The sequence below is a fragment of the Streptomyces sp. NPDC088387 genome (genome assembly GCF_044753385.1).
In the GTDB taxonomy this organism is placed as follows: Bacteria; Actinomycetota; Actinomycetes; order Streptomycetales; family Streptomycetaceae; genus Streptomyces.
The window spans coordinates 186133-200228 of record NZ_JBIVNC010000007.1; the positions used below are offsets into that span (position 1 = coordinate 186133).

At 71.7% G+C, this 14096-nt stretch carries 15 protein-coding genes and 7 tRNA genes; 10 read left to right on the forward strand and 12 right to left on the reverse strand.

Going from position 1 to position 14096, the window contains the following annotated elements; translation table 11 throughout:
- Positions 1-49: 49 nt before the first annotated feature.
- Both ACIQAC_RS20250 and ACIQAC_RS20255 read right to left on the reverse strand, forming a co-directional pair.
- Entirely contained in the window at positions 50-1267 is a 1218-nt protein-coding gene (locus ACIQAC_RS20250; RefSeq protein ID WP_402192996.1) for a hypothetical protein, read from the reverse strand.
- Positions 1264-1830 carry a DUF4365 domain-containing protein gene (locus tag ACIQAC_RS20255; protein WP_402192997.1) on the reverse strand — a complete coding sequence of 189 codons (567 nt, stop codon included), beginning with the start codon at positions 1828-1830 and terminating at the stop codon, positions 1264-1266. The genes ACIQAC_RS20250 and ACIQAC_RS20255 overlap by 4 nt, the downstream gene beginning before the upstream one ends.
- A gap of 182 nt (positions 1831-2012) precedes the next feature.
- Here ACIQAC_RS20255 and ACIQAC_RS20260 point away from each other — a divergent pair, with 182 nt between their 5' ends.
- A complete protein-coding gene (locus ACIQAC_RS20260; RefSeq protein WP_402192999.1) occupies positions 2013-2738 on the forward strand; it encodes a 3'-5' exonuclease in 726 nt (241 codons plus the stop codon).
- Positions 2739-2860: 122 nt separating this feature from the next.
- Here the strand turns inward: ACIQAC_RS20260 and ACIQAC_RS20265 are convergent.
- Together ACIQAC_RS20265 and ACIQAC_RS20270 are read right to left on the reverse strand one after the other, a co-directional pair.
- Positions 2861-2932: transfer RNA gene (locus ACIQAC_RS20265), tRNA-Val, on the reverse strand.
- Positions 2933-2971: 39 nt separating this feature from the next.
- Positions 2972-3454, reverse strand: coding sequence for an SRPBCC family protein (locus tag ACIQAC_RS20270; RefSeq protein WP_402193000.1), 483 nt, complete (start codon positions 3452-3454; stop codon positions 2972-2974).
- A 182-nt stretch (positions 3455-3636) separates the two neighbouring features.
- On the opposite strand from ACIQAC_RS20270, the gene ACIQAC_RS20275 reads away from it, so the two are divergent.
- Positions 3637-5991, forward strand: a complete 2355-nt coding sequence (locus tag ACIQAC_RS20275) for an SCO7613 C-terminal domain-containing membrane protein (RefSeq protein ID WP_402193001.1) — start codon at positions 3637-3639, stop codon at positions 5989-5991.
- Positions 5992-6416: 425 nt separating this feature from the next.
- Here the strand turns inward: ACIQAC_RS20275 and ACIQAC_RS20280 are convergent.
- Positions 6417-6488: transfer RNA gene (locus ACIQAC_RS20280), tRNA-Val, on the reverse strand.
- Positions 6489-6567: 79 nt separating this feature from the next.
- The gene (locus tag ACIQAC_RS20285; RefSeq protein ID WP_402193002.1) at positions 6568-7020 is read right to left on the reverse strand and encodes a TIGR02611 family protein; all 453 of its coding nucleotides are present in this window, start codon (positions 7018-7020) and stop codon (positions 6568-6570) included.
- 191 nt (positions 7021-7211) lie between these two features.
- On the opposite strand from ACIQAC_RS20285, the gene ACIQAC_RS20290 reads away from it, so the two are divergent.
- Together ACIQAC_RS20290 and ACIQAC_RS20295 are read left to right on the forward strand one after the other, a co-directional pair.
- On the forward strand, positions 7212-7625 hold the full coding sequence (locus tag ACIQAC_RS20290) for an SsgA family sporulation/cell division regulator (RefSeq protein ID WP_004002642.1): 414 nt from the start codon (positions 7212-7214) through the stop codon (positions 7623-7625).
- A gap of 273 nt (positions 7626-7898) precedes the next feature.
- Complete coding sequence (locus tag ACIQAC_RS20295; RefSeq protein ID WP_402193003.1) at positions 7899-8459, forward strand: CGNR zinc finger domain-containing protein; 561 nt, start codon at positions 7899-7901, stop codon at positions 8457-8459.
- A gap of 181 nt (positions 8460-8640) precedes the next feature.
- Here the strand turns inward: ACIQAC_RS20295 and ACIQAC_RS20300 are convergent, their stop codons facing one another.
- Both ACIQAC_RS20300 and ACIQAC_RS20305 read right to left on the reverse strand, forming a co-directional pair.
- Positions 8641-8793: a hypothetical protein gene (locus ACIQAC_RS20300; RefSeq protein WP_402193004.1), complete on the reverse strand. Its 153-nt coding sequence runs from the start codon at positions 8791-8793 to the stop codon at positions 8641-8643.
- Between the two features lie 161 nt (positions 8794-8954).
- On the reverse strand, positions 8955-9398 hold the full coding sequence (locus ACIQAC_RS20305; protein ID WP_402193402.1) for a hypothetical protein: 444 nt from the start codon (positions 9396-9398) through the stop codon (positions 8955-8957).
- Between the two features lie 284 nt (positions 9399-9682).
- On the opposite strand from ACIQAC_RS20305, the gene ACIQAC_RS20310 reads away from it, so the two are divergent.
- A complete protein-coding gene (locus tag ACIQAC_RS20310) occupies positions 9683-10201 on the forward strand; it encodes a DsbA family protein (protein WP_402193006.1) in 519 nt (172 codons plus the stop codon).
- A 24-nt stretch (positions 10202-10225) separates the two neighbouring features.
- On the opposite strand, the gene ACIQAC_RS20315 is transcribed toward ACIQAC_RS20310, so the two are convergent.
- The 3 genes from ACIQAC_RS20315 to ACIQAC_RS20325 form a co-directional block, all read right to left on the reverse strand.
- Complete coding sequence (locus ACIQAC_RS20315) at positions 10226-11047, reverse strand: GNAT family N-acetyltransferase (RefSeq protein WP_402193007.1); 822 nt, start codon at positions 11045-11047, stop codon at positions 10226-10228.
- A 91-nt stretch (positions 11048-11138) separates the two neighbouring features.
- Positions 11139-11960, reverse strand: a complete 822-nt coding sequence (locus ACIQAC_RS20320) for an aminotransferase class IV (protein WP_402193008.1) — start codon at positions 11958-11960, stop codon at positions 11139-11141.
- Positions 11957-13018 (reverse strand): chorismate-binding protein, encoded by a 1062-nt coding sequence (locus ACIQAC_RS20325; RefSeq protein WP_402193010.1) that lies wholly within the window; start codon positions 13016-13018, stop codon positions 11957-11959. The genes ACIQAC_RS20320 and ACIQAC_RS20325 overlap by 4 nt, the downstream gene beginning before the upstream one ends.
- A 178-nt stretch (positions 13019-13196) precedes the next feature.
- Here ACIQAC_RS20325 and ACIQAC_RS20330 point away from each other — a divergent pair.
- The 5 genes from ACIQAC_RS20330 to ACIQAC_RS20350 all read left to right on the forward strand — a co-directional run bounded on the left by ACIQAC_RS20330 (position 13197) and on the right by ACIQAC_RS20350 (position 13680).
- A tRNA-Gly gene (locus ACIQAC_RS20330) sits at positions 13197-13269 on the forward strand.
- Positions 13270-13306: 37 nt separating this feature from the next.
- Positions 13307-13380 (forward strand) — tRNA-Cys (locus ACIQAC_RS20335).
- A 1-nt stretch (position 13381) separates the two neighbouring features.
- Positions 13382-13453, forward strand: a tRNA-Val gene (locus ACIQAC_RS20340).
- Positions 13454-13487: 34 nt separating this feature from the next.
- Positions 13488-13559: transfer RNA gene (locus ACIQAC_RS20345), tRNA-Val, on the forward strand.
- 49 nt (positions 13560-13608) lie between these two features.
- Positions 13609-13680 (forward strand) — tRNA-Val (locus ACIQAC_RS20350).
- A gap of 61 nt (positions 13681-13741) precedes the next feature.
- Here the strand turns inward: ACIQAC_RS20350 and ACIQAC_RS20355 are convergent.
- Positions 13742-14044 (reverse strand): zf-TFIIB domain-containing protein, encoded by a 303-nt coding sequence (locus ACIQAC_RS20355; protein ID WP_402193011.1) that lies wholly within the window; start codon positions 14042-14044, stop codon positions 13742-13744.
- Positions 14045-14096 lie beyond the last annotated feature (52 nt).

Here is a 14096-nt window from a genome sequence, read left to right on the forward strand (position 1 = left end):
AGCCACAACGCACCCGCACCCGACAACGCACCCCCCGCCGGCAAACCGCTCAGTCCCCTCCGCAGGCCTCCTCGAAAAACTCCAGGTTCTCCTGAAGCGACTTCATCAGCCGATCCCGCTCCGCCTCATCCACCTGCACCGGCACCACCCCACCCGCCCCACTCAACCGCCGAAACCCACCCCGACTCTCCAACCGCCCGTGCACACGAATCGGCAGCCCCACCAGATGCGCCTGCCCGGCGATCCGGTAGTCCTCCTCGTCCAGAGTCAGCCGCACCTGCGGAATCTCGGCACCGGCCAGCACTCGCAGCCGCACCATCCCGTCCCCCCGCGGCTCCGACCGCCGCATCCGCACCACGGTCCCCGTGATCCGCACCGGCACGGACGGTTCCTCCCGCAGATACCGCGCGCCGGCCTCCCGCAGCACGGGCAGGTCCCCGGGCGAGAACTCGACGGCCTCGGCCTGCGCGACCGCCCCTTCGGGCGCCCCGGCGGCCGGCGCCCACTCGACGGCGATACGCGCCCCCTCCGTACCCCTGACCAGCGCGATGAGCGCCTCGGTGAGCTCACGGCTCACACCCGCCTCGACGGCCCCGTCGAAGGCGTCCATGCCGCCGGTGGCCCGCTGGTAGTCGATGGCCTCGCGAGCCGCGTACAACGCCTGGTGCAGCCGTTCGGACAGCGCCCGCCCGCTGTCGACGGGCACAAACGCCGTCAGCCGACGGCCGCCCGCCGCGGCCCCGACCAGCACGTTGTCGAGCATCGTGGCGGCGGGCCGCTTGTGCCGGCTGCCGTAGTAGCCCGCACGCGCGCGCGTGGCGAGCGCCGCGGCCAGCAGGGTCTGCCGGGCGGCGCCCCGCAGCTGTTCCTCGACCGTCCAGGGCGCGGCCCCGGCGGGCCCGGTCGGTACGTCGCGCCACCAGCGGATCTCGTCGCTGGGCACGCTCAGCCCGACCAGCACCTCGCGGGCCGACGGCGACGCGCTGCGGGACAGCGCGACGAGCGCCTCGCCGAGCAGGTCGTCGCTGTCGGGGAAGGCGCGGCTCTCCGGCACCAGGAGGCTGGTGCCGTGGCCGCCGGGCCCGGGCGGGGTCCACCGGCCGTAACGTCCGGCGGCGCCGCCGCGTCGCTGCCAGCCGTGCCGGTGCAGCAGGGCGCTGAGCACGGCGGGGTCGACCTGGTCCGGCTCCGGCGGACGGTGCCAGGACGGGTCGACCGGGTGTGGTCGTACGGGGCGTACGGGCTCGTCGAGCGGACGGTGCGTCATGGTCTGCCTCCCGTCCCGACGCGCGTCATGATCTCGCACAGTGCCCGGTCGTCGAAGATCCTGGCGGTCGGTATCCGTACGTTGGTCCGGTGCCGGCCCGTGATGGGGTGTCCGGCCAGGTTGACCCAGTAGCAGCAGTGGCGCAGGTCGAGCCGGTCGTGGCTGGCGCGCAGCCAGTCGTCCTGGGACCGCGGCACCAGCATCACGACGAGGATCTTGTGCACCGAGACGGGTGTGCGCGCCAGCTTCCGCAGGTGCTCGTTGTCCAGCGTGAAGGAGAAGGAGCGGCCGGGCGGGTTGGGCGGGATCTGGTACGTCGCCTTGAGCTGCACCTTGATGGTGACCTCGTCGTCGACCGTGTGCCCCGGCGCGCTGTGACTGACGTGCCAGTCGATGCCGTTGTCCGGAAAGGGCTGCGAGAGCGAGCAGCCGGAGGCCGCCGCCACGGCGTGCAAGTAGCCCACCTGCAATGTCTCCATGCAGGCGGTGGTGGCGAGTGAACCGCGAGAGAGGCCCGTGCGTTCGGGCAGCAGCCCGCCCCGCTCGGGCTGCGCTATCGCCATGACCAACAGCCTTCCAGGCAAAGTGAATGTCCCCGCGTCGGGTCGCCGACCGCGTCGCTGAACTGCGGTGACCCGTACTCCTGTTGTCTCCTTCCGGCGTAGTGCGCAAACGGCCCGGGTATCACCAAACGGGCAGAAGACGGGACGTCAGCTGCCGCGGGTGAACGAGGAGTTGTGTACGTATGACGTACTGGTACGAGGGCCCATTGGCGGCATTCGACACGGAGACAACAGGCGTGGACGTCGAGACCGACCGCATCGTGTCGGCCGCCCTCGTCGTCCAGGACGGCCCGGGGAGCCGGCCGCGGCTGAGCCGCTGGCTGGTGAATCCGGGCGTACCGGTGCCCGAAGCCGCCACCGCGGTGCACGGGCTGACGGACGATCATCTCGCGCGCAACGGCCGCTGGCCTGCGCCGGTGATGCACGAGATAGCCACGGAGCTGGCCGAACAGGCCACCGCGGGACGCCCGCTGGTGGTCATGAACGCACCGTTCGACCTGACGCTCCTCGACCGCGAGCTGCGGCGCCACCGCGCGTCGTCGCTCGCCCACTGGTTCGAGGCCACCCCGCTGCTTGTGCTCGATCCGCGGGTCCTCGACAAGCATCTGGACCGCTACCGCAAGGGCCGCCGCACCCTGACGGACCTGTGCGCGCACTACGGCGTCGAGCTGGACGGCGCGCACGACGCGGGCGCGGACGCCCAGGCGTCACTGGATCTCGTACGGGCGATAGGGCGTCGTTTCGCCGCGCGCCTGGAGCGGCTGTCGCCCGCCGAGCTGCACCCGTTGCAGGCGATGTGGCACGCGGCTCAGGCGCGCGGCCTCCAGGCGTGGTTCGCGCGCAACGGCACCGAGGAGGCGGTGGATCCGGCATGGCCCCTGCGTCCGGGCCTGCCTGCGGCGGCCTGAAGTCCCACCGGGCACACCGGGGTCGCGCGCGAACAGGTCGCACAGTGGTCGCACTGTGGCCGCACACAACAAAAGAGCGACGTGGCCCGCACTGCTGCGGACTCACGTCGCTCTCCCGGACGTGGGCGATACTGGGTTCGAACCAGTGACCTCTTCGGTGTGAACGAAGCGCTCTCCCACTGAGCTAATCGCCCGGGAACGCACTGAACAATACAGGCCTGCGCACGGTTCCTTCAAACCGCTTCGAGGTGCGCGAGCAGTCCGCGCCGCCCCGACCGCATCATCAGCGCGTGGTTGGCCCGGAACACCGGCCGCCCCGGCACCGCGAGTCTCCGCAGCAGCGGCTTGCGCACATCGACCACCTGCTCGTACCGGGCGAGCGCCCCCGCCCCCGCCCCCTGTCCATGCCCCTGCCCCTGCCCCTGCCCCTGCCCGGTGACCGTCCACCGCGCCCAGCCGTCGATGTCCCCGGCCATGGCGATCTCCAGCACCCCGGCGTCCCGGTCGCGGCGCGTCTCCCGCGCGGTGAAGACCATGTCGTACGGCAGCAAGGAGCGGATCCTGATCACTCCCGAGGTGTCGTCGACGCGGTCGACCTCGCGGACCTGGCGCCACCAGCGCGGATACTCCTCGGCGTTCTCCAGCACGTCGTAGACCGTGCCGGGCGGCGCGGGCAGCGCCCAGAGGGTGCGGAAGCGGTAGTGGGTCCAGTCCACGGCGCACGTCTCCGTCCATCGGTGGAGGTCCACCGGTCGAGGTCCACCGGTCGAGGTCCACCGGTCGAGGTCCGGCGATCGAGGCCCGGCGATCAGGGTCGGTCACGCGGTCCGGATCTGAGTACCTCCTCTGAGTATGTGCGCTCATGCCGGGTGACGTGACGCGGACCACACTCCAGGGCATGACACGGATCCCGCCCCCGGCCGAGGAGTTGCGACTCCTGGACGCCGAGCTGTCGTGGCTCGACGCGCGCCGGACCCAGTTGCTGGTGCGCCGCGCCTGGCTGGTCGCACAGCTCACCCCGGAGAAGCGGCCGCACCCGGCCGCCGCCCCGTTCCCGCAGGCCGCCGTCGCACCGCGCCCCGAGGCCACCGCACCGCGCGTCCAGAACGTGCTGCTGCTCCTCGGCGGCGCCCTGCTCACCCTCGCCGCGGCGGCCTTCACCCTGGTCAGCTGGGGCGACCTGGGCATCGCGGGACGAGCCGCGGTGCTCGGCGTGATCACGGCGGCGACGCTCGCCGTGCCGGTCCCGCTGCTGAAGCGGGGCCTGCGCTCGACGGCCGAGTCGGTGGCGGGCCTGGGCCTCGCCCTGACCGTCCTGGACGCGTACGCGCTGCACGAGGCGGCGCTCGCGGACACGGACGGCACGGCGTACACGGCGGTCGCGTCCGCCGTACTGGCGGCCCTCTGGTCGGCCTACGCGCTGGGCCTGGCCCGGGTCGCGGAACCGGCGCTGCGCCTGCCGCTCCCCGCGGCCCTGGGCGCGGCCCAACTCCCCCTGCTGCTCGGGGTGGTGGCGGCCGGCGCGGATCCGTACGGCATCACGGCCGCGCTGCTGGTGACGGCGGGTCTCGACACAATTGTGGCGCTCCGCAAGACCGCCGCGTCCGTACGCATCGTCGCGGCGGTGGGTGCGTACGGCATGGGCGGCTGGGGCGTTCTGGCGGCCGGCTGGTTGTCCCTGACGGCCACCGGCCCGAGCGCCGCCGCCCGTGCGGCGGCGCTCCTCCTCCTCGCGGCGGCGATCGCGCTGGCCGCCGCCTGGTATTCCGCGACGCCCGGCCTGCCCCTGGCTCTCTCGATCGCCGGGGGCCTGCTGACGGTCTCGGCGCTCGCCGCGGTGCCGCGCGTGACGCTGCCGGAGATGTGGACGGTCCCGGTCCATCTGGTGTGCGGAATGGCCCTGTTGGCGGTCTGGCGGACCGACCGGATCCCCGCCGCGATCCGCGGTGGCCTCACCTGGGCCTCTGGTGCCGTCCAGGGAATCGCCCTGCTGTGGACCCTGCCGATGCTCGTCCTGGTGCTCCTGGGACCGGCCGGCTGGGTGGCACGCGCGTGGGAGGGCGCTCCGGCGGACGCGCGGGCCGCGGTGACGGAGGACGTGCCGTGGCCGTCGGACACCGCGACGGCACCACTCGTCCTGCTTCTGGTCGCCGCCCTCCTCGCCCTGACGGTCCGCGCCGAGCCCTGGCGCCCGCGCGCCCTCGACACCGCACTGGCCCTCACCTGGGCGGCCCTGCTCCTGACACCCGCCACCCTGCAACTTCCGTACGCCGCCGCCCTGCTGACCCTGGCCGCGGCCACGGCGGCCCTCCTCACCCTCAAGCGGGTCACACCGGTCACGCTCGCGGTGGTCACCTCGGCGAGCCTCGCCCTTCTCTCACTCGCCTCCGAGGCGGCGACCCTCGCGGTACTCGCCTTCCTGACGGTCCTGTTCGCCCTCGGCGCCCGCCGGCCGCTCCCGGCCGTCACGGCCCTGGCGTACGCGACCGGCCTCGTCTGCGCCACCGGCGCCTCGCTGGGCTGGGAGCCGCACCACATCGCACCGCTCGTGCTGCTGGTACCGGCGGGCGCGGCGCTGTCCGCCCCGCGCGTCGAGGGCGCGACGCGTCTCGCGGTGGAGATCGCGGGCGGTACGGCGGGACTGGTCGCCGTCGGACTCGCGGTCACCGACCCGCCGATGCTGGCGCTGGTCCTGGCCCTGTGCGGGGTGATCGTCGCGGGCACGGCCGTACGCGCGGACCGGCGCTCCGCCGGATATCTCGCCGTGGCCCTGTTCGTCCTGGCCTCCTGGGTGCGCCTCGGGGCGTCGGGAGTCGACACGCCCGAGGCGTACACGCTGCCGGTCAGCGTGCCGGCGCTGCTGGTCGGCGCCCTGCGCAGGCGCCGCGACCCGCAGGCGTCGTCCTGGACGGCGTACGGCCCGGGGCTCGCGGTCACGCTGGTGCCGAGCCTGCTCGCGGCCTGGGGCGACGCGCACTGGCACCGCCCGCTGCTGCTGGGCGCGGCGGCCCTGCTCGTCACCCTGCTCGGCGCCCGTCACCACCTGCTGGCGCCCCTGGTCGTGGGCGGCTCGGTGCTGCTCCTGGACACGCTGCACGAACTCGCCCCGTATCTGGTCCAGGTGGCCGGCGTCCTGCCCCGCTGGGTGCCGCCCGCGCTCGCCGGGCTGCTGCTGCTCGCGCTGGGCGCGACCTACGAGCAGCGGCGCCAGGACGTGCGACGGGCACGGGAGGCGCTGGGGAGGATGGAGTAGAGGTGACGCCGTTTCAGATATCGGGGCGCCGATCCGATACCTGACGTTCAGTAGGATGCGACGCCCGTCACACTTCCGAAGAAATGCAACGGAGTTCCGGGGAATGCCCGGGGATTTCCGTCGGCCGCGCAAGTCCGGAAGCCTTACGGAATGAAACGGAATACCGGAAGTCCGCCTTCCCTTTGATCTTCGCGTACTTCTTCTCGAAGAGCCGGATGTCCGATTGATCAGCTTTGATCGGCCACTGGCGGGTTGCTACACCTAACGGACCGTCACCATCCGTTTCAGCGACACCGAGCGGATGGTGTGAGATGCCGACCGGATGCCGTGAGACGTCCGGCGGATGCCGTGAATCGTTCCACGCGACCGCCCCCCACACACGCCTGCGGCCCGTCTGCATCTCACAGACGGGCCGCAGGTCCGGGTGGGCGATACTGGGTTCGAACCAGTGACCTCTTCGGTGTGAACGAAGCGCTCTCCCACTGAGCTAATCGCCCGGACGCAGAGAGAAGATTACCCCATGTCAGACGGTGCCCGTGACCACCGTCGGCCGGTCCCGCGCCCCCCGGGCCCGGCTCACTGGTCCTTGATGTCCCACGGCATCGTCAGGCCGAACTTCCACAGGTAGAAGCCGCCGATGGCCGCGACGATCACCAGGCCGATCGAGGTCAGGATGATGTTCCGGCGCCGCACCTTGGGGTCCAGCGCACGCTGCGCGGCCTCGGTGACCTTGCGCTTGGTCCAGCGCAGCACCAGCTGGGCCCAGACGAACTCGGTCGCCCAGATCGCCATGCCACCGAAGATCACCACCCAGCCGGGTCCCGGCAGCGGCAGCATCACGATGCCGGCCCCCACGACCGCCAGGCCGATCACGAAAACGCCGACCTGCCAGCTGACGTGCAGCAGCCGACGCGCCTTGATGAATTCCGGCGCCCTGGACCCGAGGGCCTGCTCGCCCTTCGCCCCGCCCGTCCCGATGTCGTCAGCGGCCACGGCAACCTCGCCCGGCTCGTCACTCCCCGTATTCATACAGCCAAACCTTACCCGAGCGAAACCGGTCACCGGAATGGTCGTACCCGGCGAAGAGGTTCTCGGCCGGAAGAGTTACGTAAAGACACGCAAAACACGCAGAGGGGTTTACAACGGCACCGTAGGTGGCATGTCGATTTCGCCGACGTGCGAATCCCCGAGCGCACACTGAGCGAAAGGCCCTGGCGCTTATGAACACCACGGTCAGCTGCGAGCTGCACCTGCGCCTCGTTGTGTCGAGCGAGTCCTCCCTGCCTGTCCCCGCAGGCCTGCGGTACGACACGGCCGACCCCTACGCCGTGCACGCCACCTTCCACACCGGAGCCGAGGAGACCGTCGAGTGGGTGTTCGCCCGCGACCTCCTCGCGGAGGGGCTGCACCGCCCCACCGGCACCGGCGACGTCCGTGTCTGGCCCTCGCGCAGTCATGGCCAGGGCGTCGTGTGCATCGCCCTGAGCTCTCCGGAGGGCGAGGCACTGCTCGAGGCGCCCGCGCGGGCGCTGGAGTCGTTCCTGAAGCGAACCGACGCCGCCGTGCCACCGGGCACGGAACACCGGCACTTCGATCTGGATCAAGAGCTCTCGCACATCCTGGCGGAGAGCTAGGGGCGAGACGCACACAGAGCCGCCCGGCGCCGTCCACTCGGGGAGACGGCTCGGGCCCGGACAACCGCATACGGCACACACCGGCGTCGTCGCCGCGGGTTTCCGCGGCGACGACGCCGGTTCACTGTGTGTGTCCGGGGAACGCATCCCGGCCGCTCGGCGTTGTAGAGCCAGGCCGTAGGTGGATCCGAGGCCGCCGGTCCCGGCGGCGGAGCCACTACCATCGGCCAGCATCGGCGGGCGCCCGCCCGACCACAGGCCAGGGAGCGAAACGTGCTGATCACCCACGACACCCGGTGTGCCCTCGACACCGTGGTGGATCTGGTGAACACCGCCCCGGACGACGACGGGACCTCGGACGGACTGTCCGACATCGCGTCCCTCGAGGAGTTCGTACGAAAGCACGACATGAGCGATGTCGGTGTGCTCTCCGCGTTCGACCTCGCCGCGGTCCGCAGGATCCGTGGCCGCTTCGCCGCGATCTTCTCGGCCCCGGACTCCCGGTCCGCCGCCGCGCTGATCAACGAGCTGGTCGCCGCCGCGGGCACCACCCCCCGGCTCACCGACCACGACGGCTACGACTGGCATGTGCACTACTTCGCACCGGGCGCGTCCGTCGCCGATCACCTGGCGGCGGACTGCGGGATGGCCCTTGCCTTCTTCGTGGTCGCCGGGGAGCAGGAGCGGCTGCGGCGCTGCGAGGCGCCGGACTGCCGGCACGCTTTTGTCGACCTGTCCCGCAACCGCTCGCGGCGGTACTGCGACAGCCGCACCTGCGGAAACCGGCTGCACGTGGCCGCGTACCGGGCCCGGCGCAAGGAAGCGACCGGCTGAGGACGGGCCGGCGGCCGGAAGGAAATCGCCGCCCGAGCGGAAACTGACCGAAAGTCGACGGACGGAACCGGCGACGCGGGCCGCCCGCGCGGAGGCCGCTGACGCTCCGTCTCCGCGCCGCGATCGGGGTGGATGCTTGTCGTGGCCCCCGGCGGGTGACGCCGGAGACCACGGGTACGGCTCACAGCAACAGCAGGTCGTGCAGCGCAGCCATGAGGAACAGACACCCGATCACCGCTAGGAAGATCATCAACGGTGGCTGGGAAAGGGCGAAAAGGCACCCGCGCGGCTCGTCCTGAGGCGGCTTGGTGTCGCTCTGTGTCGTGTCCAGCATCTCGCGGCCGATGATGGCGCAATCGCCACCTTGACACACCCAACATGCCCAGATCGAGCGGTAGTTCGTCGGAAACCGTGACGCCTCGCTCCGGCCGACGTTATGCGGCGGAGAACCGGCCGGTCACCGCCGCTGTGACGTTTCAGTCGGTCATGCGGGCGTCATATGCCGTGCTTCTTCAGGATGGCCTCGATGTCACTGAAGTCCTCCGAGGTCTCACCCCGCCCGGCGTTCCTCGGCTGTGCGGCGGGCCGGGAGCCCTGCCCCAGGGAGGGTGCCGAGGCGCGCGGCGCCACGGCGTCGGTCTGCGCGGCCGCGGCGGCGGCCTTGCGCTCCTTGCGCGTACCGCCCCGGCGCCGCTCCACCGCACGGGTGGTCATGAACAGCAACCAGGCGCCGCCGAGCACACCGAAGCCGATCCAGGCCGTTGGGCTGAACGCGGTGTCGGCGGCCCATTCGACGATGCCGGTCATCACCAGACCGAGCGGCACCAGTGAGTACGCGGCGATGCGGGTGGCCGCCAGGAAACGCTTGCGGTACGCCGTGACCGCGGCGATGCCGAGGCCGGCCGCGGCGACGGCGGAACAGACGGTCTCGGCAATCATCCGGTCCTCCAGGCAGGCCGAGTCGAACAGGAGTGGTTCGTCCCTTCCATCCTGCACCGCCCGCACCCCGTGCGGCCATGCTCTGGCCGGACATCAGGGACATCTCCGGGTCGACTCCTCCGAAGGTCCCGGTCAGCGCGCACGGAAGCGGTACGGCGGCCGCCGCCCCGATACCCGCAGTACCGGGGCGGTCACAGCCCGGCGCGACCGCCACCGCCGTAGCACCGCACTTCCCGCGTGGGCCCGGATTGGGTCGCTCCGCTCCCGGCTGGGAGACTGATCGCATGAGCGACTCCCCCGCCCCGGCGACCGCGCCCGTCCTCGAGTTCTGGTGCGACCTACAGTGCCCGGACTCCCGTGCGGCCCTGGACGACGTCCGCGCCCTGCGGGCCCGCTACGGCGACCGTCTGGAGCTGCGGCTGCGGCACTTCCCGCTGGAGAAGCACAAGCACGCGTTCGCCGCCGCCCAGGCCGCCGAGGAGGCGGTCGAGCAGGGCCAGGGCTGGCCCTACGCCGAAGCGGTGCTCGACCGTGCCGAGGAACTGGGACGCCGGGGCGAGCCCCTGCTGGTCGAGGTGGCCCGTGAACTCGGCATGGACGCCGAGGAGTTCGACACCGCGCTGATCGACGGCCGGCACATCCTCGTGGTCGACGCCGACCAGGCCGAGGGCAAGGCGATCGGGGTGACCGGCACCCCGACGTATGTCATCGGCGGCGAGCGGTTCGACGGCCGCAACAGCCCCGGTGGTCCGCGCGAGCGCGTCGAGGAGATCGCCGACCGGCTGCTGGCCGGGCGGGGCTGACGGCCGGTCCGGCACCCGTTCCCGTCAGAGCAGGCTCTTGTAGAGGAAGTGTCCCGTCGGGACGTAGCCGAGGGACTCGTACAGCCGCTCGGCCGGGGTGTTCCCGGCGAAGACGTTGAGGCCGACCGCGGGCCTGCCCGCCGCGAGGGCCTGCGCCTCCGCCAGGAGCATCAGGGCACGGCCGTGGCCCCGTCCGCGATGGGCCTCGTCGGCCTCGACGCGGTAGACGAACGCCCTGTCCTCCTGGATCGCCAGCCAGAGCATGCCGACCGGGGTGCCCTCGTGCTCCAGGATGCTGAGCAGTGTGTTCTCCGTGGCACGGCCCTGGGGCAGCAGCCGCTCGTGGTCCCGTACCGACTTGCGCCGCGCCTCCTCCTCCGACACACCGCGCTGGGTCCAGCTGAGCGCGTACTCCGCGATCGCGCTCTCGACCCAGGGGCCGAACTCGGCCTCGGTCATGGGCCGTCCGACGCTGCCGGCGGGCAGTTCGGGTGCGGTGGCGCCCAGCGTCTTGCTCATCAGCCGGTTGCGTTCGACGTAGCCGAGGGACGTGACCATGCGCAGCCCGTGGCCCTCCGCGGGCACCGAGATCTCGATGCGCCGGCAGCCCCAGCCGCGGGCCACCTCCTCGGTCGCCAGCGCCGCCACCGTGCCGCGTCCGCGTCTGCGGTCGGGCTCGTCGATGCGCAGGTCGCGGATCTCGGCGACGGACGGCCCGAAGACGGCGTGGGTGGCGAGGTGGACCGCGCCGACGGGACGGCTGTTCACGCACACCCGGAAGTGGCGGGACGGCGCCCCGTCGGCGTCGCGCTGAAGCGGCTCGGTCGGCCGCAGGGTGGTGGTCATCACCGTTGTTCTACCCGACCACGGCCTCGGGCTCCGCGGAATTTTCCGCGGTCGATGCGGTCGATGCGGTCGATACGGCCGGTGCGGTGGGTCAGGGATCGAGGTCGTCGCCCGAGCGCTCCTCGAAGACACGCATGGCCTTGGCGGTCACCGGGCCCGGGGCGCCCGGCAGTTCACGGTCGTCGACGCGGTGGACCGCCTGGACGTCGCGCAGTGTGGAGGTGAGGAAGACCTCGTCGGCGCGCTCCAGCACGTCCAGCGGCAGGTCCGTCTCCCTGGCGCCGGTCCACTCGACGGTCAGGGCGCGGGTGATGCCGGCGAGGCAGCCGGAGGCGATCGGCGGGGTGTGGATCTCGCCGTCGAGGACAACGAAGACGTTCGAGCCGGTGCCCTCGCAGAGCTGTCCGACGGTGTTCGCGAACAGCGCCTCGCTGGCGCCCCGTTCACGGGCACGGGCCAGCGCGACGACGTTCTCGGCGTACGACGTGGTCTTCAGGCCGGTGAGCGCGCCCCGCTCGTTGCGGGTCCAGGGCACGGTGATCACCGCGGTGGAGTCGGGGCGTGGGGCGGCCTCGCCGACCGCGACCACCAGGGTCGGGCCGTGCTCGCCGCGGTCAGAGCCGAGCGGGCCGTGGCCGCCGGTGTAGGTGATCCGCAGCCGGCCGAGCGGCATGGGGTTGGCGTCGAGCACGGCGGCGCAGGCGCGGCGGAGTTCGTCGGCGTCCGGGTCGGGCAGGCCTAGGCCGCGCGCGGAACGGGTGAGCCGGTCGAGGTGGCGGGTGAGCGCGAAGGCCCTGCCGTCCACCGCCTTCACCGTCTCGAAGATGCCGTCGCCCACGGTCAGTCCGTGGTCGAAGACGGACACACGGGCGGACTCGGTGTCCTGGAGCCCGCCGTCGAGCCAAAGCTTCACTGGTGCCTACCTCGTATGGAGAATTCCGGGGCGTCCCCTTCGTACTCCCCCGACGCTACCGCGAGCAGCCGGGACGCCTTCAGTTCGGTCTCCCGCCACTCGTGCTGTGGATCCGAGCCCCAGGTGATGCCCGCGCCCGTGCCGAAGCGCAGCAGCCCGGCGGCTCGGTCGATCCAGAACGTACGGATACCGACGGCCAGCTCAGCGGTGCCGCGGTCGGCGTCGACCCAGCCGATGCCGCCGCAGTACGGTCCGCGCGGTGCCGTCTCCAGCGCGTCGATGATCCGCAGGGCGCTGGACTTGGGGGCGCCGGTGACGGAACCGGGCGGGAAGGCGGCGGCGAGCAGCTCCGGCCAGCCGGTGTCCTCGGCGAGTTCGCCCCGGACGGCCGACACGAGGTGGACGAGGCCGGGGTGCTTCTCGACCGCGCAGAGGTCGGGGACGGTGACGCTGCCGGTGGCGCAGACGCGGCCGAGGTCGTTGCGGACCAGGTCCACGATCATCACGTTCTCGGCGTAGTCCTTCTCCAGCAGGTCCGCCTCGGTCCGGCCGGTCCCCTTGATGGGCCCGGACTCGACGGTCCGCCCGTCCCGGCGCAGGAACAGTTCGGGGGACGCGGTGGCGATCTCGACGCCGTGCGCGGGCAGGCGGATCGTTCCGGCATACGGCGCCGGGTTGCCGCGCGCGAGCAGTGCGGTCAGGGCGTCGACGTCGGCGCCGGGCGGCACGGGCGCGGACAGGACGCGGCAGAGGTTGGCCTGATAGACCTCGCCGGCCGCGATGTGCTCCCGTATCCGCCGCACACCCGCCGTGTACGCGGTGTCGTCGAGCGACGACGACCAGTCGCCGGCGGCCGGACCGCGCCATGCACCCGGCACGGGGGCGGGCACCGGCTCCTCGCGTACGTCAGCGAACCGGGCACAGGTCAGACGGCCCTCGAAGTCGGCGCAGACCGCCCAGAAGCCGGCGGACTCCAGGGCCGCCGGATCGCTGGTCACGTCGAGGAGCCGGGTGGCTGTACGGTCGCCGAAGCGGGCGAGGGGTGGGAGGTCGAGCACGCTGTCGAGTCTAGGGTGGGTGTCCTGCGGGTGGCATCGCCGTGACCTTTCGGGTGATCGCACCCGCGCCCTGACCAGGTGCAGGGCAGCACGCTGCGCAAACGCGTTTTTGTGCTGGCACCGGAATCCGCTAGAGTTCAACACGTCGCCGGGACGTGGGAGCGGACCGAAACGACAAGCGGACGTAGCTCAGTTGGTAGAGCGCAACCTTGCCAAGGTTGAGGTCGCCAGTTCGAACCTGGTCGTCCGCTCGCAGGAACAGGGGACTTCCCGGTCCCCTACACTCCTGGTGGAGTGGCCGAGAGGCGAGGCAACGGCCTGCAAAGCCGTCTACACGGGTTCAAATCCCGTCTCCACCTCCAAGGACGATTAGCTCAGCGGGAGAGCGCTTCCCTGACACGGAAGAGGTCACTGGTTCAATCCCAGTATCGTCCACTGGTCCGCAAGGACCTGATCCGCGAGGATCTCCGCGCGATTAGCTCAGCGGGAGAGCGCTTCCCTGACACGGAAGAGGTCACTGGTTCAATCCCAGTATCGCGCACGCAGTGCCCATGACCGGCTTCGGCGAGTGAGGACGGTTCTGGTCCCGAGGACGATTAGCTCAGCGGGAGAGCGCTTCCCTGACACGGAAGAGGTCACTGGTTCAATCCCAGTATCGTCCACACAGATCGAAGCCCCCGGCCGTCTTGAACGGCCGGGGGCTTCGTCGTGGTGCGGGGCGGGTCAGCTGGAGAACAGCATGTGCCCGAAGCCCTTGTTGCGGTGGCCGTGGCCGCCGTAGTGACCGCCGTGGCCGCCGTGCTGCGGGGCGCCCCAGGCGGGCGCGGGCGCGACCGGTGCCGCGGGGTACTGCGGGGCGGCCGGCGGGGGCGGCGGGCCGGGCTGGCTCCACTGGCCCTCCAGGCGGGTCAGGGCCTCCAGCTCGCCGTAGTCCAGGAAGATTCCACGGCAGTTGGTGCACTGCTCGATCTGAACGCCGTTGCGGTTGTACGTCTGCATCTGCCCACGACACTTCGGACACTGCATGGTCGGCTCAACTCCTCGCCGGTCGGTCCTGCTTCACGTCTCGCCAGGACAG